At 60.8% G+C, this 23567-nt stretch carries 24 protein-coding genes; 11 read left to right on the forward strand and 13 right to left on the reverse strand.

Annotated features, from left to right (window positions below; translation table 11 throughout):
• Window positions 1-114 precede the first annotated feature (114 nt).
• Genes thrC through tdh form a run of 4 tightly spaced genes read left to right on the forward strand, consistent with a single transcriptional unit; the run spans window position 115 to window position 4784 of the window.
• Window positions 115-1542, forward strand: coding sequence for a threonine synthase (gene thrC, locus FJ959_RS13170; RefSeq protein WP_140581833.1), 1428 nt, complete (start codon window positions 115-117; stop codon window positions 1540-1542).
• 37 nt (window positions 1543-1579) lie between these two features.
• The gene (locus FJ959_RS13175) at window positions 1580-2524 is read left to right on the forward strand and encodes a homoserine kinase (protein WP_140581836.1); all 945 of its coding nucleotides are present in this window, start codon (window positions 1580-1582) and stop codon (window positions 2522-2524) included.
• A gap of 38 nt (window positions 2525-2562) precedes the next feature.
• Window positions 2563-3750 carry a glycine C-acetyltransferase gene (locus FJ959_RS13180; RefSeq protein ID WP_140581916.1) on the forward strand — a complete coding sequence of 396 codons (1188 nt, stop codon included), beginning with the start codon at window positions 2563-2565 and terminating at the stop codon, window positions 3748-3750.
• Window positions 3750-4784, forward strand: coding sequence for an L-threonine 3-dehydrogenase (gene tdh, locus FJ959_RS13185; protein ID WP_140581838.1), 1035 nt, complete (start codon window positions 3750-3752; stop codon window positions 4782-4784). The genes FJ959_RS13180 and tdh overlap by 1 nt, the downstream gene beginning before the upstream one ends.
• Before the next feature lie 252 nt (window positions 4785-5036).
• On the opposite strand, the gene FJ959_RS13190 is transcribed toward tdh, so the two are convergent.
• Entirely contained in the window at window positions 5037-5975 is a 939-nt protein-coding gene (locus FJ959_RS13190; protein WP_140581841.1) for an ornithine cyclodeaminase family protein, read from the reverse strand.
• A gap of 132 nt (window positions 5976-6107) precedes the next feature.
• Between FJ959_RS13190 and FJ959_RS13195 the strand changes: the two genes are divergently transcribed.
• The 5 genes from FJ959_RS13195 (at window position 6108) to FJ959_RS13215 (ending at window position 10413) form a co-directional block, all read left to right on the forward strand.
• On the forward strand, window positions 6108-7136 hold the full coding sequence (locus FJ959_RS13195; RefSeq protein ID WP_224646636.1) for a GNAT family N-acetyltransferase: 1029 nt from the start codon (window positions 6108-6110) through the stop codon (window positions 7134-7136).
• Between the two features lie 11 nt (window positions 7137-7147).
• Window positions 7148-8326 (forward strand): alanine racemase, encoded by a 1179-nt coding sequence (locus FJ959_RS13200; protein WP_140581843.1) that lies wholly within the window; start codon window positions 7148-7150, stop codon window positions 8324-8326.
• A 55-nt stretch (window positions 8327-8381) separates the two neighbouring features.
• The gene (locus tag FJ959_RS13205; protein WP_224704882.1) at window positions 8382-8573 is read left to right on the forward strand and encodes a hypothetical protein; all 192 of its coding nucleotides are present in this window, start codon (window positions 8382-8384) and stop codon (window positions 8571-8573) included.
• Window positions 8570-10024 (forward strand): aldehyde dehydrogenase family protein, encoded by a 1455-nt coding sequence (locus FJ959_RS13210; RefSeq protein WP_140630297.1) that lies wholly within the window; start codon window positions 8570-8572, stop codon window positions 10022-10024. The genes FJ959_RS13205 and FJ959_RS13210 overlap by 4 nt, the downstream gene beginning before the upstream one ends.
• A 143-nt stretch (window positions 10025-10167) precedes the next feature.
• Entirely contained in the window at window positions 10168-10413 is a 246-nt protein-coding gene (locus FJ959_RS13215; RefSeq protein ID WP_140559981.1) for a DUF982 domain-containing protein, read from the forward strand.
• A 582-nt stretch (window positions 10414-10995) separates the two neighbouring features.
• On the opposite strand, the gene FJ959_RS13230 is transcribed toward FJ959_RS13215, so the two are convergent.
• The gene (locus FJ959_RS13230) at window positions 10996-11211 is read right to left on the reverse strand and encodes a hypothetical protein (RefSeq protein ID WP_140559979.1); all 216 of its coding nucleotides are present in this window, start codon (window positions 11209-11211) and stop codon (window positions 10996-10998) included.
• 958 nt (window positions 11212-12169) lie between these two features.
• On the opposite strand from FJ959_RS13230, the gene FJ959_RS13240 reads away from it, so the two are divergent.
• Window positions 12170-12379, forward strand: coding sequence for a hypothetical protein (locus FJ959_RS13240; RefSeq protein WP_140560141.1), 210 nt, complete (start codon window positions 12170-12172; stop codon window positions 12377-12379).
• A gap of 1282 nt (window positions 12380-13661) precedes the next feature.
• Here the strand turns inward: FJ959_RS13240 and FJ959_RS13245 are convergent.
• From FJ959_RS13245 to FJ959_RS13265, 5 genes are read right to left on the reverse strand one after another with little or no spacing between them, the layout of a single operon-like run.
• Window positions 13662-14951 (reverse strand): extracellular solute-binding protein, encoded by a 1290-nt coding sequence (locus FJ959_RS13245; protein WP_140559976.1) that lies wholly within the window; start codon window positions 14949-14951, stop codon window positions 13662-13664.
• 28 nt (window positions 14952-14979) lie between these two features.
• Window positions 14980-15816, reverse strand: coding sequence for a carbohydrate ABC transporter permease (locus tag FJ959_RS13250; RefSeq protein WP_140581853.1), 837 nt, complete (start codon window positions 15814-15816; stop codon window positions 14980-14982).
• Window positions 15806-16753: a sugar ABC transporter permease gene (locus tag FJ959_RS13255; protein ID WP_140559974.1), complete on the reverse strand. Its 948-nt coding sequence runs from the start codon at window positions 16751-16753 to the stop codon at window positions 15806-15808. Before FJ959_RS13255 ends, FJ959_RS13250 begins: the two co-directional genes overlap by 11 nt.
• A 24-nt stretch (window positions 16754-16777) precedes the next feature.
• Window positions 16778-17791: a TauD/TfdA family dioxygenase gene (locus FJ959_RS13260; RefSeq protein ID WP_140581855.1), complete on the reverse strand. Its 1014-nt coding sequence runs from the start codon at window positions 17789-17791 to the stop codon at window positions 16778-16780.
• Entirely contained in the window at window positions 17776-18417 is a 642-nt protein-coding gene (locus FJ959_RS13265) for a TetR/AcrR family transcriptional regulator (RefSeq protein WP_181171873.1), read from the reverse strand. Before FJ959_RS13265 ends, FJ959_RS13260 begins: the two co-directional genes overlap by 16 nt.
• A 149-nt stretch (window positions 18418-18566) precedes the next feature.
• On the opposite strand from FJ959_RS13265, the gene FJ959_RS13270 reads away from it, so the two are divergent.
• Complete coding sequence (locus tag FJ959_RS13270) at window positions 18567-18953, forward strand: RidA family protein (protein ID WP_224704881.1); 387 nt, start codon at window positions 18567-18569, stop codon at window positions 18951-18953.
• Window positions 18954-19583: 630 nt separating this feature from the next.
• Here FJ959_RS13270 and FJ959_RS32480 read toward each other — a convergent pair.
• The 6 genes from FJ959_RS32480 to FJ959_RS13295 form a co-directional block, all read right to left on the reverse strand.
• The gene (locus FJ959_RS32480; RefSeq protein ID WP_281405963.1) at window positions 19584-19760 is read right to left on the reverse strand and encodes a sulfotransferase; all 177 of its coding nucleotides are present in this window, start codon (window positions 19758-19760) and stop codon (window positions 19584-19586) included.
• Window positions 19733-20182 (reverse strand): sulfotransferase family protein, encoded by a 450-nt coding sequence (locus FJ959_RS32485; protein ID WP_210239947.1) that lies wholly within the window; start codon window positions 20180-20182, stop codon window positions 19733-19735. Before FJ959_RS32485 ends, FJ959_RS32480 begins: the two co-directional genes overlap by 28 nt.
• Before the next feature lie 323 nt (window positions 20183-20505).
• Entirely contained in the window at window positions 20506-20727 is a 222-nt protein-coding gene (locus FJ959_RS13280) for a hypothetical protein (RefSeq protein WP_140559971.1), read from the reverse strand.
• Window positions 20728-20754: 27 nt separating this feature from the next.
• Window positions 20755-20913, reverse strand: coding sequence for a DUF1127 domain-containing protein (locus FJ959_RS13285; protein WP_140559970.1), 159 nt, complete (start codon window positions 20911-20913; stop codon window positions 20755-20757).
• 130 nt (window positions 20914-21043) lie between these two features.
• Window positions 21044-21340 carry a DUF4242 domain-containing protein gene (locus tag FJ959_RS13290; protein WP_140581860.1) on the reverse strand — a complete coding sequence of 99 codons (297 nt, stop codon included), beginning with the start codon at window positions 21338-21340 and terminating at the stop codon, window positions 21044-21046.
• Window positions 21341-21442: 102 nt separating this feature from the next.
• Entirely contained in the window at window positions 21443-23287 is a 1845-nt protein-coding gene (locus FJ959_RS13295) for a winged helix-turn-helix domain-containing protein (protein ID WP_140630299.1), read from the reverse strand.
• Window positions 23288-23567: the final 280 nt, after the last annotated feature.

Consider the following 23567-nt stretch of genomic DNA (forward strand, 5'->3'; position numbering starts at 1 on the left):
CAGGACAAGATCGCGTGGTGGCGGGCCCAACGCTGACCGCTAAAACTGGCGGCCCATTGACCATGCGGCGCTGCGGCCCGGCTGAACGATCGCGTCTACAGGGAAGAGCATCACATGCACTACATCTCCACACGCGGCCATTCCGAACGCAGGAAGTTCTGCGAGATCCTGCTTGAAGGTCTGGCGCCGGATGGCGGGCTCTATGTGCCCGAGACGTACCCGTTTGTGGATGACCCAATGCTGGATCGGTGGCGAAGGCTGTCCTATCCGGACCTCGCCTTCGAGATCCTGTCGCTCTACATCGACGATATTCCGCCCGTCGATCTGAAGGCCATCTGCGCAAAGACCTATACGCCCGAGGTTTTCGGAACCACCAGGATCGCGCCGGTGCGCGCGCTTGAGACGTGTCTCCACGTGGCGGAACTGTCGAACGGCCCGACGCTGGCGTTCAAGGACATGGCGATGCAGTTGCTTGGCAATCTGCTCGAGTATGAACTGGCGCGGCGTGGTGAGGAACTAAACATCCTCGGGGCGACCAGTGGCGACACGGGCAGCGCGGCGGAATATGCCATGCGCGGCAAGAAGAGGGTGCGGGTCTTCATGATGTCGCCGCACGGACGCATGAGCACCTTTCAGCAAGCCCAGATGTTCAGCCTGCAGGACGAAAACATCCATAACATCGCCATCGAAGGGGTGTTTGACGATTGCCAGGATATCGTGAAAGCCGTGTCCGGCGATGGTGATTTCAAGAGGCGCCACCGGATAGGCGCCGTCAATTCGATCAATTGGGCCCGGCTGATGGCTCAGGTCGTCTACTATTTCTCCGCCTACTTCCAGGTCACCGCGGGGAACACATCAGAGGTCGACTTCACCGTTCCTTCAGGGAACTTCGGAAACATCTGTGCTGGTCACGTCGCGCGCATGATGGGACTTCCCGTATCCCGTCTCGTCATTGCAACCAACGAGAACAACGTGCTCGATGAGTTCTTCCGCACCGGCGTGTATCGCGTGCGGGGCCGAGCGGACACGTATGAAACATCAAGCCCATCGATGGACATTTCCAAGGCCTCCAATCTCGAGCGTTTCGTCTTCGACCTGCTCGGTCGCGATGCGAGCCGAACGAAATCAATGTTCGACAACCAGCTCGGGGGAAGAGGATCGTTCGATCTCAGTGGTGATCCCGCCTTTGCGCAGGTGGCGGTTCGTTTTGGTTTCTACAGCGGCAAGAGCACGCACGCCGACCGCTTGGAGACGATCCGTGACACGTGGCGCCGCTTCAACGCGTTAATCGACCCACACACTGCTGACGGCATCACGGTCGCACGCAGGCACTCCGTTCCGGAGATGCCGATGATCGTGCTCGAGACGGCCCTGCCGGTCAAATTTGCGGGGACCATCAGGGAGGCTTTGGGCCGCGAGCCAGATCGTCCAGAACGGTTCGATGGAATAGAAGATTTGCCGAGACGATTTAAGGTCATTCCCGCCGATGCGCAGACCGTAAAGACCTACATCGCCGAAATCGTGCAGGGTGCGGCCTGCTGAAGAACTGCTTGAGCAATCGGAGATCGTTATTTCCGCCATGGCTGTATATACGAAGCTGTCATTCGACGAAGTCGCAGCCTTCTTTGGGGAGCTGGGTCTAGGCTGGCCGCGTTCTGTTCGCGGCATCACGACCGGAATTGAGAACACGAACTACTTCGTAGATGCCGAAACCGGAGAGTATGTGCTCACCTTGTTTGAGCGCCTGACATTCGAACAATTGCCTTTCTACCTCCATTTTATAAAGCACCTTGCGGCGCGGCGCCTGCCGGTCCCGGATCCGGTTGCCAACGTCAAAGGCGAAATCCTTCATTCGCTGAAAGATCGCCCTGCGGTGGTCGTCAACAGGCTTCCTGGCGAGAGCGTGACAGCACCGACAGTGTCGCATTGTCGCTCTATCGGGGAGACCCTGGCGCGAATACACTTGGCTGGGACCGATTATCCACGACACCAGGTCAATCCGCGTGGTCTCGAATGGTGGAACGAGGTGGTGCCTGTGGTCGGCCGCTGGGTATCTGAGGAACAGTGCTCGCTGCTCACAAGGGAATTGGCCTTTCAGAACCAAATTGCCCAGTCCTCCACCTACCGGCAACTACCCAAGGGGCCGGTGCACGCTGATCTCTTTCGTGACAACGTGTTGTTTGACGGTGGTCAGCTGACCGGCGTCTTTGATTTCTACTTCGCCGGATGCGACGCCTTCTTATTTGACATTGCCGTATGCCTCAATGACTGGTGCGTCGATGACTGCACCGGCAGCCAAGACGGTGAGCGAGCAGCCGCTTTCTTAGGCGCCTATGAGTCCGTTCGAACGCTTACTCCAGCCGAACGCATATTGCTTCCCGCGATGCAACGCGCTGGAGCATTTCGCTTTTGGCTATCGCGTCTCTGGGACCTGCACCAGCCTCGGGAGGCTGCAATCCTCAAAGCACACGATCCGAGCCACTGCGAGCGCATGTTACGCGTGCACAGGGGAGAAATCGCATGAGCAAGACCGCGAAGATCACCAATGGAAGCAAAAGCAGGATGGCACCGACTCTCAACAACCGCGTTCGCGAGTTGCTTTCGCAGATCGAGGCGGAGGGCCTATACAAGCGCGAGCGCGTCATCACCTCGCCCCAGTGGTCCGAAATCGAGGTTGGCGCCCGAAAGCTGCTCAATTTCTGTGCCAACAACTATCTCGGCCTCGCTGACAGCGAAGAGCTGCGCGAGGCGGCGAAGGCCGCGCTCGACCGATACGGCTACGGCATGGCCTCGGTACGATTCATCTGCGGCACACAAGAGGAACACAAGCAGCTCGAGGCAAAGATATCGAGCTTCCTCGGCATGGAAGACACGATCCTCTACGGTTCCTGCTTCGACGCCAACGGCGGCCTGTTCGAGACGCTGTTTTCCGAAGAGGATGCGATCATCTCCGACGCGCTCAACCATGCCTCGATCATCGACGGTGTGCGGCTCTCCAAAGCGAAACGCTTCCGCTACGCCAATAATGACATGGGGAGCCTTGAGGAAGAACTGAAAAAGGCTGAAGGCAGCCGCTTCAAGCTCATCGCCACCGACGGCGTCTTCTCGATGGACGGCATCATCGCGAATTTGGCGGGCGTCTGCGACCTCGCAGAAAAATATGAGGCAATGGTGATGGTGGACGACAGCCACGCTGTCGGCCTCGTCGGTGAGCATGGCCGTGGCACGCCGGAATATTGCGGCGTCGAGGGCAGGGTGGACATCATCACCGGTACGCTAGGCAAGGCGCTGGGGGGTGCCTCGGGTGGCTACACGGCGGCGAGCAGGCCGGTCGTTGACTGGCTGCGCCAGCGCTCGCGACCCTATCTGTTTTCCAACACACTGATGCCAGCGATCGCGGCGGCATCGCTTAAGGTGTTCGACATCATCGAGAGGAACGAAGGGCTGCGTGAACGTCTCTATGAGAACGCGGAGCGCTTCCGCTCCGGCATGAAAAAGCTCGGCTTCACATTGGCCGGAGCTGACCACCCGATCATTCCAGTGATGATCGGCGATGCCGCGCTGGCTTTGCAGATGGCTGACATGCTGCTCGAGCGCGGCATTTATGTGATCGGGTTTTCCTTCCCCGTCGTGCCCAAGGGCCAGGCCCGGATCAGGACGCAGATGTCGGCCGCCCATTCGGCAGCCGATATCGACCGGGCGGTTGCAGCGTTCGGTGAGGTCGGCCGCGAACTCGGAGTGATTAGCTGATGTCCAACATGATGCGCGCACTTGTAAAAACTCGCGCCGAGCCGGGCATCTGGATGGAAGAGGTGCCGGTGCCGGAAATCGGCCCCAACGACGTCCTGATCAAGGTGAAAAAGACCGCGATCTGCGGCACCGACGTCCACATCTACAATTGGGACCAGTGGGCACAGAAGACGGTGCCCGTGCCGATGGTGACCGGCCATGAATTCGTCGGCACCGTTGCGGATTTCGGCGCCGCGGTCACCGAATACAAGGTCGGCCAGCGTGTGTCGGGCGAAGGCCACATCGTCTGCGGTCATTGCCGCAACTGCCGCGCGGGCAGGGGGCATCTGTGCCGCAACACGCTCGGCGTCGGCGTCAATCGCCCGGGCGCCTTCGGCGAGTACCTGGCGATCCCGCAGCACAATGTCGTGCCGATCCCCGACGATGTGCCGGACGAGATCGCCGCGATCTTCGATCCCCTGGGCAATGCGGTCCACACCGCATTGTCCTTCGATCTGGTCGGCGAGGACGTGCTGGTCACCGGGGCCGGACCGATCGGCATCATGGGCGCGCTGGTGGCGCAATGCGTCGGCGCCAGGAAGGTCGTTATCACGGATATCAATCCGGTTCGGCTGGATCTTGCGCGCAAGCTTGGCGTCCAGCATGTCGTCGACGCCTCCAAGGAAAAACTGCGCGACGTGATGCCGGCGCTCGGCATGACGGAGGGTTTTGATGTCGGCCTGGAGATGTCGGGGGCAGCCCCCGCCTTCCGCGACATGATCGACACCATGAACAATGGCGGCAAGATCGCCATCCTCGGCATTGCGCCGACCGGGTTCGAGATCGATTGGAACAAGGTCATCTTCAAGATGCTGCATCTCAAGGGCATCTACGGCCGCGAGATGTTCGAGACCTGGTACAAGATGATAGCTCTGGTCCAGGGCCCGCTCGACGTCTCAGGCCTGATCACCCACCGTATCGGCATCGATGATTTCCAGGTTGGATTCGATGCGATGCGCAGCGGCAGTTCGGGCAAGGTGGTGATGGATTGGTAGGCGGCGCTTGCGGCTCCCTCCAAGGCTCGCCATCTGCGGGCATGAACGTCCAGGGCAGAATTCTGATGGCGACGATGACGCTGGTTTCTCACTCAGGGCTATCGAATCTGGGACTTGGTTGCCATATGGTCTTTGGCGGTGGGCCGGAGTCTTGAGCTCATGCGGTGCCGTGAAGCACGGCTCGGCTGTAAAGGTTTTTTCCAGTGCAGCGGAAAAAATTCGTCGGGGCTGGACCTGTCGGTGCGAGGCCGATCAGTGGTGGGACGCTTTCGCGCGGATCAGCGCGTCGGCCATGTAGAGGTCCTGGAGAGAGATACCGGAACTGTCGAAGACAGTGATTTCATAGTCGAAGCGGCGTCCGGGAGCACGTTTTTCAACGACGTCGCCGATTGGCGTCACCGCAAGTACGCCGCCGTCGATGTCGTCGCGCACGTGTTGGAACTCGCCGATCTGGACGGACTGGGAAAGCAGATCACAAAACAGGCGTGCCCTGGGAAATAATTCGCTCGGCAATTCGCGTTTGCCCGGGGCATCCGACCCCATGCTGACGATATGGGTTCCGGGTCCCACCCAAGCGGCATCGAACAGCGGTTCGCGTGAGGGTGTCACTGTGACCACGATGTCGGCTGCGCGCACGGCTTCTTCCGGCAAGGCAGCGCGCGCATCCAGGCCTTTTTCGCCGATCTGATCGACAAAAGCGTCGAGCTGCGGCGAAGGCCGCGCCACGACCAGCACGGTTTCAATTGGGCGGATGCGGGCCACCGCCATCACTTCGAAGCCCGCCTGATTGCCGGCGCCGAATATCGCCAGAACTTTGGCTCGCTTGCGCGCAAGTAAATCGGCCGCAACCGCGTCGGCTGCGGCCGTCCTGTAGGCGTTGACCTTTCCGGCCTCGATAACGGCGCTGAGCTGACCTGAATGCTGATCGAGCAGCACGATTGTGGAGTTGTGGCGGGGAAGGCCACGTGCCGGGTTGCCAGACCAGAAGGAGCCGATTTTCACGCCGGTTAGGTCATCCGACGAACCGGATTTGACTGAGAAGGTATTGGTCGCCTCCTGTGTGCGCCCGAGAACAGCAGGAAAGACCCAGCTCCGCCCCGACGCTGCTGCCACGAGAGCCTTCCGCGCCGCCTCGAAAGCAAGCTCATGCGTGACAAGGGCGGCCGATTCCTCCTCGCTGATGTAGATCATCCAAAATTCCCCATGTGCGTCAGTCGTTTATCGCTGGTTGCAGCTACGGCGTTACCGAGGCAGAAATCGCACGCCACAGCGAACGATGCGGACCTCGGCCGATCGCAGGGCAACCAGGCGGAGCGATTCTAGGTGCCCGATAGTCCTCGCCTGATTTGCGCAATTTGGGATGCCGAGGAACTGCTTAAAACGAACAATCCCGCTGAATTGAAAGCGCAAAACAGCAGCGAAATCTGTCCGCCGGACGCCACTCTAAGGTGCGACTTCAATCCTGGATCGAATGACAGCGTTGCACTTATGGCAATTGAGCATGGCACAGACATCGTCAGCAACCAGATGGAGCTGATGAAATTGGAGCCCCGCCATTTGCCGGGCGCGCTGAAGCTGTCGCAGGAGATGGGCTGGCCCTATCGCCTGGAGGATTGGGAATTTGCCGCAATGGTTGGAAATGGTCTGGTCCTGGAGCGGGGAGGACACGTGATCGGCACGGCCATGTCCTGGAGCTACGGACCGACCTATGCTTCCGCCGGAATGATCATCGTCACCGGCTCCGCGCAAGGCGGCGGCAACGGCTCCCGGCTCTTTGATGGATTGCTTGCGGCTACACAGGGGCGCCACGTGCTGCTCAATTCGACCGAAGAGGGGCTCGCGCTCTATAAACGGCGTGGCTTCACTGCCTGGGGCACTGTACTTCAGCACCAGGGCCCGCTGACTGTTGCCGTGACGCAGACGACCCCTGACATCCGTCAGGCGACGGTCTTAGACCTCGCGGCAATCCAGGCCTTCGACGAACGGGCCACCGGCATGCCCCGGACGGCGATGGTGGCTGCGCTCGCCGATGCGGGCAAGGTCGTCGTTATCGAGCGCGCGGGGCGGGTTGCCGGCTACGCCATCGCCAGGAAGTTCGGGCGCGGCTATGTTGTCGGCCCCTGTGCGGCCGAAAGCGTGGAGGACGCGCGGCTTCTGATCCTGGCCCAGCTTTCGAAGCTTCGCGATCAATTCGTTCGCATCGACGTCTATGCCGAGGATGGATTGGGCGACTGGCTTGAGAGCCTCGGCCTCAAGCGGACCGGCAGTGCCACCGCTATGGTCAAAGGGCAACGACCCGTTTCTGACGGGCTGGCCCACATGTACGCATTGGCAAACCAGTCGTTCATTTAGGAAACAAGGTCATGGACAATAGGGCGGCAAATCTATCAGGGAGCGCGACGGCGAAGAGTATCGACGCCCTTGTGACGCCGACCCTGCTGCTGGACCGCGGACGGCTCGGACGCAACATTCAACGCCTCGCTGAACGCGCCAAGAAGCTCGGCGTGGTGCTGCGTCCGCACATGAAGACGGCCAAGAGCATCGACGTCGCTTGCGACGTGTTTCCACAGGGACCCGGTCCCATCACGGTCTCGACCGTCGCCGAGGCGGCGTATTTCGCGGACCACGGCTTTCGCGACATCACCTATGCCGTCGGCATCTCGCCGGCTTCGGCAAGGCGCGCCATGGAGCTTTGTCGCCGTACCGGCGCCGATGTGAAGCTGCTTCTCGATTGCGTGGACCAGGCCGACGCCCTGGCCCGAGTGCGCGAAGCCACCGGCATGACGCCCTCGGTCCTCATCGAACTGGACTGCGACGACCATCGCGGTGGCTTGAGGCCGGACGACCCAAGATTGCTCGACGTGGCCAACAGGGTTGTCGCTGCCGGTGCCAAGCTCGTCGGCGTTCTCGCTCACGCGGGCGAATCCTACGGCTTGAACACACCCAATGCGCTGGTCAAGGCAGCGGAGAACGAGCGTTCAGCCGCCGTGCGCGCCGCTGAAATCCTGCGCGCTTATGGCCACGCCTGTCCGGTCGTCAGCGTCGGCTCGACGCCGACAGCGCATTTCGCCCAGAACCTGGAGGGTGTCACGGAGCTGCGCGCCGGCGTCTACATGTTCTTCGATCTCGTCCAGCATGGGGTTGGCGTCTGCGACCGCGACGATCTCGCAATTTCCGTTTTAGCCACCGTTATCGGCTCCAAGCCGGAAAATGGATGGGTGCTGGTTGACGCTGGGTGGATGGCGCTATCGCGCGACCGGGGAACCGCAAACCAGCAGATCGACCAGGGTTACGGCGTGGTCTGCGACGAAAAGGGGCGCGTGCTTGAAGATGTGATTGTGGCCCAGGCCAGCCAGGAACACGGTATCCTCTCCATTCGTGCCGGTTCCGGGAAATCCATGCCCGAACTGCCGCTCGGGTCTCGGGTCCGGATCCTGCCCAACCATGCGTGCGCGATGGCTGCCCAGCATGACTTCTACAGCGTCGTCAACGGGGACAGCCCCAAGATTGAAACGCGTTGGGAGCGGATGCGCGGCTGGTAGACGCGAACACACGCCTCGGACGAGCCCACTCTAATCAGCACTGGCGGTCAAGAAAATGAAATTTGCCTCTCACTGGTTGGATAAGTCGACGCTGATAGGCAGCACCATGACTGATGTCATGGATGGGCGCCCCGACCTGAACCTCTGGAAGGATTTCGAATGGCCAGCGATACCCGGCCATTTCGGGCGCCCCTGGTTCCTGCCGGTTCTGGGTGCCTATTCCCGCATTAAGGATCTTGTCGCGTGATCACGCCCCTCGAACATCTCTCGCGCAACGGCCACCTGGACAAGTTCTTCATCGACGGTCGATGGGCCGAGCCAAGCGGCACCGCCAAGGGCTTGGTGGTGAACCCCTCCACCGAAGAGGTTGTGGCTCGGTTTCCGCTCGGAAACAGCTTGGACGTGGATGCGGCCGTTGCAGCGGCCCGCCGGGCATTCACCGCCTGGAGCCGGACCACGCCGGAATATCGTGCCGGTCTGCTCGACCGCCTGCAGGCGCTGCTCGAGGCGCGCAGTGAACTGCTTGCGCAATGCCTCACCCTCGAAATGGGCGCGGCGATTGGATATTCGCGCACCGCCCAGGTGCCGCTGGCGATCGCGCATATCAAGGTCGCTCGCGATGTGGTGACAGCCTTTCCCTTCGTCAAGCAGCGGGGCCAAACCGCCGTCACCCACGAACCGATCGGTGTCTGCGCCTTGATCACGCCATGGAATTGGCCCCTTTACCAGATCACCGCCAAGGTTTCGCCCGCGCTCGCGGCAGGCTGCACGGTCGTGTTGAAGCCGAGCGAGCTTTCTCCCCTGGACGCTCTGCTGTTCGCCGAGGCGATCGAGGAAGCCGGCTTCCCTGCCGGAGTGTTCAATCTGGCGCAAGGTGATGGTGCACGCGTGGGTGCTAGTCTGGCATCCCATCCGAATGTCGACATGATTTCCATTACCGGGTCCACCCGCGCGGGCATTGCGGTGGCCCAGGCGGCAGCGCCGACAGTCAAGCGTGTCGCGCAGGAACTCGGCGGCAAGTCCCCGAACGTGATCCTGCCGGACGCCGATCTCGACCGCGCCGTTTCCCTGGGCATAGCCGCCGCCTTCCGCAATCTCGGCCAGTCATGCAGCGCTCCGACACGCATGATCGTGCCACGCGAGCGGCTGTCCGAGATCGAGGCAATCGCCAAGAGGGTCGCGGCCCAGATCGTCGTCGGCGATCCTCTTTCGGACGCCACCACTCACGGTCCAATCGCCAACCGTGCCCAATTCGATCGCATCCAAATCATGATCGGCGTCGGTATTTCGGAGGGCGCCAGGCTCATCATCGGCGGACTGGGTCGTGCACACGATCTGAACGTCGGCCTCTATGTGAAGCCGACGATCTTTTCGGACGTGCGCACTAACATGCGCATTGCACAGGAAGAGGTTTTCGGTCCAGTTCTCTGCATCATCCCCTACGACACAGTTGATGAGGCCGTCAGCATTGCCAATGACACGGTCTATGGTCTGGGAGCCCATGTGCAGGGCAATGATATGGACGCCGTCAGAGACGTCGCATCGCGCATTCGCTCCGGTCAGGTGCATCTCAACTACCCGGCCTGGGATCCGCACGCGCCGTTTGGCGGTTTCAAGCAGTCCGGAAACGGACGCGAATATGGGATCGAGGGCATGCTGGAATATCTGGAGGTCAAATCCATCCTCGGCTATTTCTAGGCCATCTTTGCCCGGCGCAGAGGCGCGCCGTCGGAGCCATTCATGCCCGTAGTACAAGAGACCGACGGTGAATTGGTCGAGATCATCATGAACGAAGCCAAGTTTCGCGGCCAGTTCGTCCTGTTCGACCTCAGAGAGCCTTTATGAGCCTCCATTGGTTCAATCCCCCGGTCTCTATCAGGACTGGCAAGCCTGGCATGACGTATAGCTGCAACAACGTCGAGGGTGCAGCTCGGGAGCTCATGGGGTGGAACGATCGAGGCCCCAAATGGGACCTTGCGGTACGCGCCTGCCTGTCCTGTTTGGCTGGCGACATGACACCTGAGGATGTCCGCCAGGCGTTCATTGCCGCTGTTGAGGAGGGAGGCAAGCTGCTTGCCAGCGGTTGAGACTATAGCTTACTCCATGTCTGGCACGTCGCCACCCACAAACAGCGTCGTCGGCTCCCGTATTCGCGCAGTACCGGGTTGGCTTCACGCGACCTCGCAATGACGCCGGCATGGTTCCCAGCCAAGTCCTTGCGGTCCATATCGCCCGATCTCCAGTCGGCTGGTCCGAAGACAGGCCGGAGGTCGCCAGTCTCATCGCGGCCAAAGGCGGTGACGACGATTAGCTTCGGGGCTTTATGTTGCGGCATCAGGTTATCTGAGATGGGGGTCCTCTTTGGGCTGGAGCAAGAGCCGGTGGACGTTGAGCGGTGGAGGGGGCAGAACCTCGGTCATCTCGAATAGAGGCACCGATAGGCCCCCTTGCTCTGGCGCTGTGTGCTTTGACTTAAGGTCCGCTATTTCCTCGTCGCGTCTGGCAATTCGGCTTTCCAGATTGGCGATACGCTCAGTCAGCAAATACCGTCCAACAGCGAACCCGCCACCTCCAAACAGCACGGCAAACGTGGCAAAGGCTGCCGGGTTGGCCGCTACCAGTGCAGAGTTACTCCCAATGAAAGCGATAAGGTCATGCATTGAGGGTTGTCAGTCTGACCCCAGCACAGGCGGCGTAGGATCGAAGCTGATCGCCACGAGCCCCGGATGCCTGTGAGCGATGGCGAGGATCTGTGTCTCAAGCTCGCAGTTGTAAGCCATGAGCGCCTTTACGGTCTCAAGGGGCGTTTCGTAGCGGGCGATGAGCTTCTCTGCCTCCGCGTGTAATTCGGCTTTGGTTTCGGCGTCTAGGTGCATCGTGGCCATTGCAGTATTTTCCTAACGGGTTGCTCTGCGGGATGCCGAGCGCGCGTCAAGGCGGTCCTGAAGGTAACCGTTGAGAACGATCATTTCCTTGAGGGCCTTCATCACGTCGCCCTTGTGTACGGCAACGAACCTGTCGACGGTGGCTTGAAGGGCAGCCTCTTGCCGGCTGTCGAGTGACACAACGCAATCCACCTGAACGCCTCCTAATGTCGTGGATGGACAGTGAACAAAAACGGAACAAAGCTGTCAAGAGTGAAATGACGAGACGAGGAATAAATCCCTTTTTGGGCTATGCCTGACAGTGATGGAAGACGGAAGCGGGCCGCACGCCGACACCTGAAGCGTGCGCGTCAGTGCCTTCATGGGGATGATCAAGTGAGCAGAGAAACGGTTGAAGAATCGATGGGATGATCATAGCCCTGGCCGCGGAGAAGTGCTCTTCGTTTGGCTTCCTCTTCCCCTTCGGCCATCGAACACGCGGAACTCTGAGGCCCGCCTCGTCCCTTTAAGGCATATCTCTACCTGCTGAAGGCAACCAGGATGCCGAGCTCTTCCTGCATGGCGCCATGTGCCCCTCGATGCAGGAACTCGCAGTCCATCGGGCCCCGCTGGCTCCGGCCGGCGGGGTTTTCAGTCATCCAGCGAAACGAAGCCGCTTCCGGCAAGTTCGGAGACTAAAGGAGGTTCCGATGAGAGAGCACGGCGGCGGACCCGAAGATGACGAGGGCATGCAGTTGCTTGCTCGGCGGCTGGCTTGAGAGGTCGGCATCCCGGAACGAGAAGCGCGCGGGTTGATCAAGCTCATTGGTACCGACTGAAGTTCTTTGCGCGCGAAGCCCGTTTCCTGAAAAACCAGCGCTGGCCGTTGTGATCTCGGCCAGGATCGCTGCCCTTGAAGGTCTTGCACGGCCGGAGGTCTTGCTGCATGTTTTCGGTGTTGGATTCCCGGGAGAAAATCATGCCAATTCAACGAAAGGCGGCGGAGGCCGGTATTTTCGACGCATCTGAGTTGGCACTGCTTGGGCGGGTTTTCGACAACCTTAAGCTGGGCAACCCATCGCCGGATGAGCGCGAGTTCATTGCCTCCCGAATTATCGCGAATTACATGGCAGGTGTGGTCGACGAGGCGGAGTTGGTTTTGCTCTCGAAGCAGCCGCTGGGCCGTTAGCCAACTCGCGGAACTTACCGCCTGCCCAGTTTTTGCGTTTCGGGGCCTTGTCGGTCTTTTTTCTTTGACGCGGAACAACGTACTCTTTCCGAAGTTGGAGCGCCGGAAGCTTCGCAGCGATACTCCCAGCTTCCGCAGCCCGTCTCGCCCCACGGCAATGGCTTGAGGCGGGCTGCTTTTGCATTTCGGCGATGCCACGGCGGCCATTACAAACGCGTCCGCTGCCGAAAGGTGGCGGGCTTTTTGCTGTCCAGGTGGAACCCGGCCTGGAGACACTCGTTCTGTGCGGCAACACTGGGCGGCAACGTCAGATCGGGGTAGTGATGCGGAAAAGGCAACGGTTCACCGAGAAGGAAAAACAAGACAGAACGGAGCGCACCTCGGATGCTGCGCGCGAGTTGATCGAGGTCGAGCGCGCGGCACGGGATGCGAAAACAGCTCGGCTGCGGGAGCAGCGGCTGACGGCTGACATTCCCTATGCGAGTTCGGCGCCTAGGAAAAAGCGCGAGAACGCGGGGCCCCAATAGCCCACCACCGCTCGCGATGACGGAACATCGGCGCGAATAGATCTCAAGCGGTTCGGTTTCTGGTGTTCATGCCTGGTAACCTGACGCAAAAAGGTTGCGAAGACCGCGCACCAGAAACGTTAGTCATCCACAGGACCGTCCAAATGAGCAGTCAGCGCGCAGTGCGCAACTGCTGTTGCTGGGTCGCCATAAAGTTCTTCGCCCGCTTCAATGGCACGCACGGCATCAACCAGATCCCGGATCGTCAAAGTTGGTAACTTTGCCCTTCCGGTGGGCTAGTGGCGGCTGGAGCCCGCCGCAAACGATTTGGATCGTGCGATTGTAGAGATTGAACATGTCTGATGATCCATAAGCCGATGAGGGTCGACGGCAAGATCACTTGGCACATCCAGCAGTTTCTGGGGTGACAAGGAAAGACCTACGGATCGCTCGTCACCAGCGTTGATGCCTAATTAACCGCGGTGGCGATATGCAACAATGCCGAACAGAGCGGCGGCCCCGACATTGAGCACGGCCCAGAGTTCGCGGGGCAGGCGGACCGGTGCGAATGGGTTGAAGATGGCGCAGCTCCAAACACACGCTCCAACAAATTGCGAACGCTGATTGACGCGCACAAGACAGCATACTCGTCCTTCGGCGAAGCCCTGCACGAAACAGGCTCTGGCAACAGCAACGCCGCCAGAGCCAGCCAGGAAGCGGCGGCTAGTCTGTCAATTGCCGGACGATACAGGCCGATGCCGGTCCATCTACAATGACTACGCCCGCATCAGCGGATTGACACGTTCCACAATAGCAGCGACCGCTTCCTTCGGGCTCTTGCGCCCAAGGACGGCCAGTTGAACCTCCTCGAGGAATGTCGACTGCGCGCGAACGGCTTCGGGAAAAGCCGGGAAGGCCGGTCTCGCCTTGGCAAGGGCGGCGGCCTCGACCTTCGCTTGCGGCTGCGACTCGACGAACGACGGCTCGCCATAGGTCGATACGCGGACGGGGCCGTTGCCGTTGCGCGCCATGCCGAGTGTGGCCGCCTTGCTTGCCACGAAGCGGATGTAATTCCAGGAGAGCTTCTTGTCAGCCGAATTGGCGGGAATGGCCATTGCCCAGGATTCGACGACCGCATGCATTTCCTGGCCGCTGCCGAGGACCTTGGAACCGGGGAATTCGATTGCCTTAATCTTTCCCGGCGCGGTCGACTGCTCCTTGTTGTTGAGCTGCGCGTGGCGGGCGAAAGGCAGCACTGCGAATGCTGCGCGTCCCTGCTGCATCCACGTCACCATGTCGTCGTTGCGGGTCGTGGCATAGCTGCGGGGGAGCGCCCCGACCTTGAAGAGGTCGGCTAGCACGAATAGGGCCTTTTCCATCGCCTCCGGGTTAGGGACCACGTGAAACTGCTTGTCGATGAAATCGCCGCCGAAGGCGCGGGCAAACATGACCGGGAACACCGCAAGATCGCTCGCAAGGACCATGCCGACGACCGGCGTGCCCGACTTCGAGGTGAAGGTCAGCTTCTTAGCCTGCTCGACCAGTTCCTCCAGCGTGTTTGGTGGCGCCGATATGCCGGCCTCCTGAAGCAGATCCTCGTTGTAGAAAAGCCCCTGCGTGGCGTGGCGCACTGGGATGCCGACAAGTTTGCCGTCGACCGTCATCGACTGGCGCAGGCCCTCGGCGATGTCGTCGAAGTCCTCGATCGGCTCAACTTTCTGGAAGTCGTCGAGCGGCTCAAAGAGTGAGGCGATCTGCGAGGTCATGCGGTTGTCAATGACGTAGCCGACGTTGAAGTCGGTCGCGCTCAGGCTCGCCTCGCGGAACAGCCGGTCCTGGAGCGGATTGCTGTCGAGCGTCGTCCAGGATATCTGGACGTTGTTCTTGTCCTCCCAGGGCTTGATCACATTGCCGGCAGCGCCGGTCGTCAGGTTCGTCTGGTGGACGCGGTGGCAAAGCACGTTCAGCGTCTTCGCTTCGGCATGGGCGAGCCGACCCAATGCGCCCGTCGCGCCGGCGGCCATCGCGGTCGTCAGCAGGGCTCTGCGTGTCATATGCAAAGGCATTGTCTTCCTCCCTTTCCTGGTGACGACGTCACCCTTTGGTCGCGCCGGCGGTCAGCCCGGCGACAAGAAACCGGTTCATCAGCACCACGAAGACGAGAACCGGCAACAATTGGACGGTAGAGGCCGCAAAGAGCACGCCCCAGTCGACGCCATCGACCGAACTGATCATCTCCGAGAGGACCAGAGGCGCGGTCTTGGCGTTGTTGGCGGTGAAGATGTAAGCGAACAGGAACTCGTTCCACGCGAAGACGACGACGAAGACGGCGACGGCGAGCATGCCTGGCGCTACGAGCGGCAGGATGATCTTCACGAGGACCGTCAGCGGCCGCGCGCCATCGAGGACCGCCGCCTCGTCGAGTTCGCGCGGCACCTGATCGATGAAGGTGCGCATCAAAAGCGTTCCGAGCGAGACAAAGAAGCTCGCGTAAAGCAAGATCAGCACCAAATGGGTATCGTTGAGCCCAAGCCGGTTGACGACCGGGAAGAGTGGCAGCGTCACCACGATTGGCGGGATCAGCCGCGATCCGATCAGGAACATTACCGATCCTTCCAGGAAACGGACACCGCGATAGCGTGAATAGGCATAACCGGCGAGCAAACTCGCCGTGACGGCAAGCGCCGTCGCCCCGGCGGTGATGATCAGGCTGTTGACGAGCCCCTCGAAGAAGGCCGGCCAGCGCAGCCATAGCGAGGCGTAGTGGTCGAGGGTCGGGTTGAAGAAGAGCTCCGGCGGAACCGCGAAAATCTCGCGACCGGGCTTGAACGACGAGAGCACGATGAAGCCGATCGGGAACAGCGACCAGACGACGATTGCCGCAACAGCGAGCGTCTTTGCGGCACCGATGGCGAGACGCTCAGGACGCATTGGCCACTGATTCCTTGCGTAGCCGCCATACATAGCCAGTCGCCAGAAGCAGCGAGATGACGACCATCATCCACGCCGTCGCGGCCGCCGTGCCGAACGAGTTGTAGCGGAAGCCTTCCTGATAAAGATAAACCGAAACGACCTCGGTCGTACGTGCCGGGCCGCCCTGGGTCAGGAGCCAGACCTCGGAAAAGAGACGGAAGGCGAAGATGTAGCGGAAGAGCAGCGCGATCAGTATCGCTGGCGCCAGAAGCGGCAGCGTGATGTTGCGGAAGAGCTGGAACGCGTTGGCCCCGTCGGTACGCCCAGCCTCGTAAAGCTCCTTTGGAACCGCGAGCCTTGCCGCGTAAAGGATGATGAATGTGAACGGCAGGTGCAGCCAGATCGTCAGCAGGCCGACGAGGATGAGGCCGTGGGAAGGGATGAACGTCCAGTCGAGCGTCGGCAGCCCGGTGTATCGCAGCATAAGCGTGATCGGCCCGACGTCCGGATCGAACAGGAAACGCCACATGGCGACCGCGGTCACCTCGCTGATGGCGTAGGGAGCGAGCACCACGACGAGCAGGACACGCTGAAAGGGGAGCCCGGAGGTGAAAAGCAGGGCTAGGCCGAGGCCGAGCAGCAGTTCGAGATGGACAGCCACGGCGACGACGAGAACTGTGTTCCAGATCGAGCGCCAGAAATAAGGATCTGTGAGGACACGGATATAGTTGTCGAGCCCGACGAACGTTGCCGATTGGCCGAATGACGAGGCCTCGAAACTCAGCCACAGGACGAAGATGGCGGGTAGCACGATAATCCCGAGCACCAGGAGGTGCACGGGTGTCGCATAAACATAGGCAGGCGAAAGCGCGAGGCGCCGCCTCTTGGTCCCGCCAACCGATTGCGCCGCCGTTTCCCTGGTGTGGCCAACGGAGGCCTCGGAACCAAATGCCATTGCTCCTCCCTGAGCGGTTGCGCGTCAGCCGTCCGCGGCGGCAAGTGGAACGGTACCCTCCACCGTCGTTCTGTACATCACCCGGCGGTATCCGGGGTAATCATTGATGGCAGTGTGCAGGACGTGGGGATTGTTCCACATGCCGAGCGTCTTGGGTTCCCAACGGAGCCTGCAGTTGAACTCGGGCCGGACAGCCCGCGCCATCAGGAAGTCGATCATCGGTTTGCTTTCTTCCTCCGTCATCCCCTTGAAATTGGTCATGACGCTGCTGACAAAGACATAGCGCCGGCCGGTCGCGGGATGCCGGCAGATCACAGGGTGCTCGACGACGGCATTCTCGATCGCCTCGACATCGGCCTTGACGCCGAGCCGGCTGTGGGCCGCATTGATGGCGAAGACCCCGCGGCCGCTATGGATGCCGGTCAGCCCTTGCAGGATTTCGATCAGTCGCGGCGAAAGCGAGGCGTACGCCTTTTCGAGGCTTGAGAAGCACGTGTCGCCGCCGACCGGCGGCACCTCTTCGCCATAGAGCATGGTGATGCCGGGCGGCTTCGGTAGCCAGGCGAGGTCCATATGCCAGTCCTCGCCGATCACCTTGCCCGTGTCGTCCGGCTCGCGCACGAAGCGCACGATGTCGTCGAAGCCGTCGATCGGCGTATGAACCGGATTGCCGCTAAACCGGCCGAACCGGCGGGCGACCTTGTGGAGGCCAGCGGCATCAAGCTGCTGATCGCGCACGGCGAGCACGTGGTACTTGTGGAGTGCCCGGCGAACGTCTTCGAAACCATCCTCGCTCGCACTCGCCAGATCGATCCCGCGGATTTCTGCGCCGAGCGCTCCGGTGAAGGGGCTGACCTCGAAACGGATAAATTCGTCATCCCGCAGCACGTGATCCTCCCTTGTACCGTCAGCGTCATCCGCATGGGCTGGCTGACTTACGTGTAAGTAAGTAACGCGAAAGCGAGCAGCTGTCAACTCGCTCTTGCTTTGATTTGCTGGACGTCTAGCCTTGAGGTGAGCTCTTACCCGTCCTGCCATGCCGCGCGGATGATCGCCTCCAGTGCGGCGAAGGTCCTGGCGACCTCGTCGAAGCTTCCTGTGTCCTGCGTCATCGGTGGACAGGACAGAAGCGTGATGCGCAGCATGTGCACGAGTTCGTCCCTAAGCGTGTGAGGGGACAGTTCTCCGTCCTTCACAGCCTGGTTCACGGCATCGCGCAGGCTCTGTTCATAGACCTGGTTGACCCGCTCCAGGGCATGTTCGGCTGGTTCGCCGAGAACGAGCAGGTCGTGACGCAGACGCGAAAGCGGGCTCCACATATTGCGGGCTCCCTTCTCTGCGTTGAAACGTTCGTAGAAGCGGCGCAGATCCTCGAGCTGCATATCGAGTCGGTCGAAGAACCGGGCGTCGGGCGTCGTCCAGAAGCGCTTGATCCGGGCCTCCGCGTTCACGGCGAAGTCGGCGATCAGTTCCTCCATCAACTGACGCTTGTTGCCGAAGTGATGGTGGATGTTAGCCCGCGTCGTGCCGATCGCCGTCGCTATATCGCCGAAGCTGAAACCGTCGTGGCCGCGCAGGACATAGAAGTCGGCCGCGACCTCTTTGATCCTGCTGCGGGTGGAGGATGCCTCGTCACCGGAAGGTCCTGAAGTGTTGCCTCTCATATCCCTTCCAAAATCCAAGCCGCTCTGCGCTGTGACGATGCGATCGGCGCGCCCATCATACAATGTCATGGATATATGCGTCGTACATGTCTGTTCTTTCACCCCGTGCAAATCTAAAATGCAGTTAGCTAGATGTGAGCTTTCGGGAGGTGTCTAGTCGTCCCCGTTGGGGCAGACCAGGTGTCGATCCCTGCCGGCCACTATACGCACGGCATGGCCGGTGGAGGCCAGCTTTACATCTCCGGCCAACCCCGGTTCCAGCCGAGGGCAGTCTTTGCCGCGATAAGGATTTCGAGACGCAAGCTCGGGAGAACATTGCTAATATGCTGGCAATCCTTAAGGCCGGTGGCGGCGGACCCCGCGATTTGCTGAAAGTGACCGCCTACATTGTCGGTGTGTCCAACTGGCCGCGCTTCAACGCAGTTTACGCCGCTCTGTTGCCCGACGCCCGTCCTGCCCGCATCGTCGTGCCCGTGACGGAGCTCCATCATGGTTCCCTCGTCGGGATTGACGCCATCGCCATGCTACCGCACTGAAACGTCGCTGTCTGGCGGTCCTCAACACCCAGAGACAGAGATGGGCTACCGTGCAGTTCTGCGAGCTTCGGGTACATCCGTCATTTTCTGAACGCGGGCCGGTCGCGGTGCGAGCGTCGTAGCTTGGCATGTCGGTGGCCGCAGTTGAAAAGAATCGCCGGGTGCCCTGGCTAATCTTAAGGCGAGCACTTGAAGTCGATCCCGCCCAGACCGTTCTTGGCGCCGCTGGCGACACAAGCGGGTCATTCCACATTCGGAAGCTTTCGCGGGAAGTGGCCCCGACTGTCGCAACTCTAAATCGAACAAGAACTTGTGGCTACGATCTGACCTCTTCGCCCGGCGACATTTCGATTGGAGGCGCGACTAACCTGTTTGACGGCCTCGGCTTCCTCGTGTCGAAACGGGAAGGTTTGAGCGGCCGCTTTGCGCCTCAAGTTGGCCGTTGAAATTATCATGGCCGCCGTCCAGAAGCAGACATCCGAGCGGCTAGCCGCAATGGCGCTTTCGCCCAACAGCGGCCACCCTCCCCTTGCTGGTGCACCCACTTCTATTGGTTACAAGCATCGGAGCCGGCGTGGACAGGCTGCTACGCGCGTTACCCGGGCTGCGGCCTCAAACTCGGTGCGGGGCTTATTTGGCGAAGCGGCTTCGGAATTCGGTAGTGGTGTTGCTGTGGGGGAAGGGTTCGGCCGGGATCGGCACGGCGAGAAAGGCGCACAGGTTCGGCCAGCCGTCGGCCACCTGATAGACCAGCAGGCGCGACGGCGGGAAAGCCGAGATCACTTCGGCGTTGTGGGCTTCGAGCACTTCGATGGCATGGGTTTCGTCGTCGAGACGACCGCCGAAAATTTCCTCTCTATGACGGCCCGGCCAAAACTTTGCGGGTCGGAGGTCTCGCCCATGGTGTTGAAGATCGTGGCACGTGCGCTCCTGTACCAGTCTTCGGCGTTGCGAATGGTGAGGATGAGCTTGGCGTCGGGGAAATACTCGGCGAGTTCGCGCCAGAAATAGGCCGTCGGCCAGTCGACTGCCGACTTGTAACCGGCGTAGACGACGTCCCAATCCACCGGCTCGCCGCGCCCGGCGGCGCGGATCAGGTTGCGGTGCTCGGGGTTAGAGTTGACGTCCTCCATGTGATGGCACGGCCCGAACCCGAGCATTTCAAGCGCCAGGTTCAGAGTGTGCGTGCCGGTGCGGCCGAAACCAGCCCCGATAACAGATAATGCCATGAGAGCCTCCTGTGGCGGGAGCGGATCATAGATTGCAGACGTTGGGAAGGGAGGATGGTCCTGGCGCTCACCCTGGGATACCAAATCGGATATCGAGCGATGCGCCAAACTCGCTCTGCCCGAATGCTACATGCGGGCCGGCCTGTTACGGCGTCGATAGCGATCCGAGCCGCAGGGAGCTAGGCGGCGGCCTTGGTTCCAGCATCATAGCCCGCTAGAAATCTGGCAATTCCGTCCATCATGGGGTGGAAGAGGACTGGCAGCTATTTAAGTGCCAACGGCGGCTCGGCGCCTCCATTCGCATCAGGTCAGCAAGCGTTGCTTCAACCATAGCGAGACTTCAAGATGCGGCCGATCTGGACCAGATTCAGAAGCACAAAGAAAACATTCCAGCCGACGACGTTCATGAGCGGCGCCGGCTGGCTGTAGAAATACACGGCAAGGCAGATTGCGGCCGTGGTGGTGAGAATCCTCAGCCGCAAAATGTCCAGTGTGAAGTAGGCGATCACATACAGGATGTTCGCCATGTTTATCAGAAGTTCCATGTCCCTGGTTTCCAATTGGGCGGCCACTCAGACGAGACGATCCTTGAAGTGCTCCCGAACGGCATAGGAGATCGCACCGCGGCGAATGCCTATGTCCTTCAAGATGTGGTCAGGCAGCTCCTGCAAGGCTCTCTCGGCCCTGCGGGCCCTCAGACTGACCGAAACGCGTCTTAGATATTGAAGCATTGGTTTCTCCATTCGTGGGGAATCGCAGCACTGGCAAGCGGCATGCCGCCCCGAGTGCCGTCTGTTCATTGTTTACTGCTTGGGATGACGCTGCCCCGCTTTGATTACGCGGGGCAGCAACTGGACGTCGTCAGGCGGCCGCCGTCATCGGATCATTGCGAAGGACGACCGTGTCGAGGATCGGGTAGAATTCCTCACCGGGCATGCCGACGCGCTTGGCGTGATCGCGGATCGCCTCGCCGTCTTTGGCCTCGTAGATGCAGAAGGTGCCGATACGCCCGTCGGGTTCGTGCACGACATAGCTGCGGATCCAGCTGACCGTGCCCGACATCTGTTCCTTGGCGACCTTTGCCGATTTGGCGCCGGCGGCTTCGAGTTCCTGCAGAGATGCCCAAGCGCTGGGGCGGCGAATAACAAACAGGTTCATGATCTTTCCCTTCGATTTCGCGCCAGCTCTTCGCGGCGCCATTGATTGCCAGGCGTGTCTGCCTGGCTGGGGAAAAATTACCTCTAGGGGGACTGATCGTCCTTACCGGGACCTGATCTCTGGCTGATCTTTCGCTGTCACCCGATAAGCTCGATCAGCAGCTCGTCCTGAGGCATTGGCAGGGTGCTGGCTCTCGCGCGAAAAGCTGTGACGGAGGGTCGCGGCTTTCTCTTCCAGGCGTCGTGATCCCAGCTGGCGGGCCGATCTCTCTGCAGCGGTGATTTCCACCTTCGCTCCGCTGACGTCGCCGGAACTCAACAAAGCACTGGCGAGCTGCAGCCGAACCCTTGCTGCGTGATACTCGACGCCTGCGCTGGTCCAGAGCTGCCGGGCCAAGGCCAGAAGCCGATGTCCGTTCGCATCGCCTGGCTCGCAAAGTGCGGCCTTGGTTTCGGCTATCAATGCCTGCGTTGCCGGTTGCCGCCAGCGTTCGGGCTGCGCGTCTATTTCGTCGAGATAGATCTTCGCCTGGGCTGAGCGCCCGCCTCGCGCTGCAATGCAGGCTGCGTGCACCAGCAGGTTTCCGCGCCGCTGCAGATGGAACCACGACACCCCATGCAGGGCTCTGTCCAGTGTGGCCAGCGCCCCGTCCAGATCGCCTGTTTCGAACAGAAGCACGGCATTGCCCGGCTCCGCGTCCCAACCTAGCGCATAAGCCTGGTCGTAGTCGGCGCGCGCCGATGCGAGGTCGCCGATCATGGCGAAGATATCGCCGCGGACACGGAAGCCTTCGCCGAGCGACCAGGATTCCTCCGCGGAGAGTTTGGGCAGCGCTTCGTTTATGCAGGTCAGCGCTTCAGGCAATATCTGCTGCGCCGCGACCACTTCGGCACGATGAAGGTCGCAAGCGCCCGAGGTCTGCGCAAAACTTGCGGTGCACCAGCTTTCGAAGCCTTCGCTCCACTGGCGGGCACGGGGCCAATCCGCGTACGTCCTGCAACTCCAGAGAATATTGCAGTAAACCAAGCTGCCGGTGATCGGGTCGACCTGGCTCGACAAAGCGATCGCCGCCGCATGGTTTTGCTGCTCGCTGCCCTCCTCGATCTTGCCGAGGGCGAGATTGAAAAATCCCTTGTATGTCAGTGTCAGGGCTCGCAGGCCGGGATCGTCGCAATGTTCAGCTATCGCGTAGGCAGCTGACGCCAGTTGCAGCGCTTCCTCGGGACGGCCGCCCGAGGATGCCAGGCGTGACCTCATCCATAGCAGATAGGCTTGTGCGCTATCGTCTTTCGACTGGGAAAGAAGCGATGCAGCACGTTCCAGCCATCCCTCTGCGACGGCACCTGATCCGCGCTCGGCCTGGATCTTGGCGAGCGTGACAGCCGATCTGGCGGCGCGAGCGAAGTCGCCTGCCTCGACATGAGCCGCCACCGCGCGGGCCAACACAGGGATCGCCTCGGTCGGCCGCCCGCCACATTCGACCACCAGTGCCCAGAGATCGACGTCAGCAGGAGAGAGACCCTCATTGTCCGCCAAATGCGAGAACAGTTTTGCAGCCGTGCTCCAGTCGCGCAGGGCTGCCAGCCTGCGGGCCTCGGCAAGCTTGTCGTCCCCTTGCAACGAGGCAGGCTGCACATAGCCCAGTCCCGGTTCATCGATGGCAAAGCGATAACCGTGGCGAACGTAGCTGTGTATTGCGTACTGCAACCCGCCCGCTGCAAGCGTCTTTCGAGTGAGGCTGACGACGCGCTGTAGCGACGCTTCCGTCACGATGACATCCGGCCACAGAGCGTCCATCAGCTCGTCTTTTGGAACCACCCTGCCGGCGTTGCGCACCAGATACACCAGCAGATCAAAGACAAGCGGCTGGATCTTCTGCTCAACGCCGCCTAGCGACAGTTTGCGGGCAGCTTCGTCAAGTTCGAATTGTCCAAATGCGTGTTGCATCGTCTCATCCCGATGCGACAATCTACCTTATCGGCTTTGACTGCGGGAGGGGTCTGGATCGAAAGGTGGGAGGCCTAACTTGGTCCGTAACCCAACGGCTGCTTTAGCGATAGCCCGCCAAAACTGAACGGTCTGCTTAGGCGCAAATTGTTTTAGTATTCCGCGAGCCCGATGCGGCGAAAGCGGCTTGTGTGGAATAGGCGTGGGCGGGCGAGGGCAGACGTTCACAGATGCGCGGTCGTCTCCTAGGAGTCGCTTAGTAGCGCCTGCGCGGGCTGAC

It is taken from the genome of Mesorhizobium sp. B2-2-4, assembly GCF_006442375.1.
Taxonomy (GTDB): Bacteria; Pseudomonadota; Alphaproteobacteria; order Rhizobiales; family Rhizobiaceae; genus Mesorhizobium.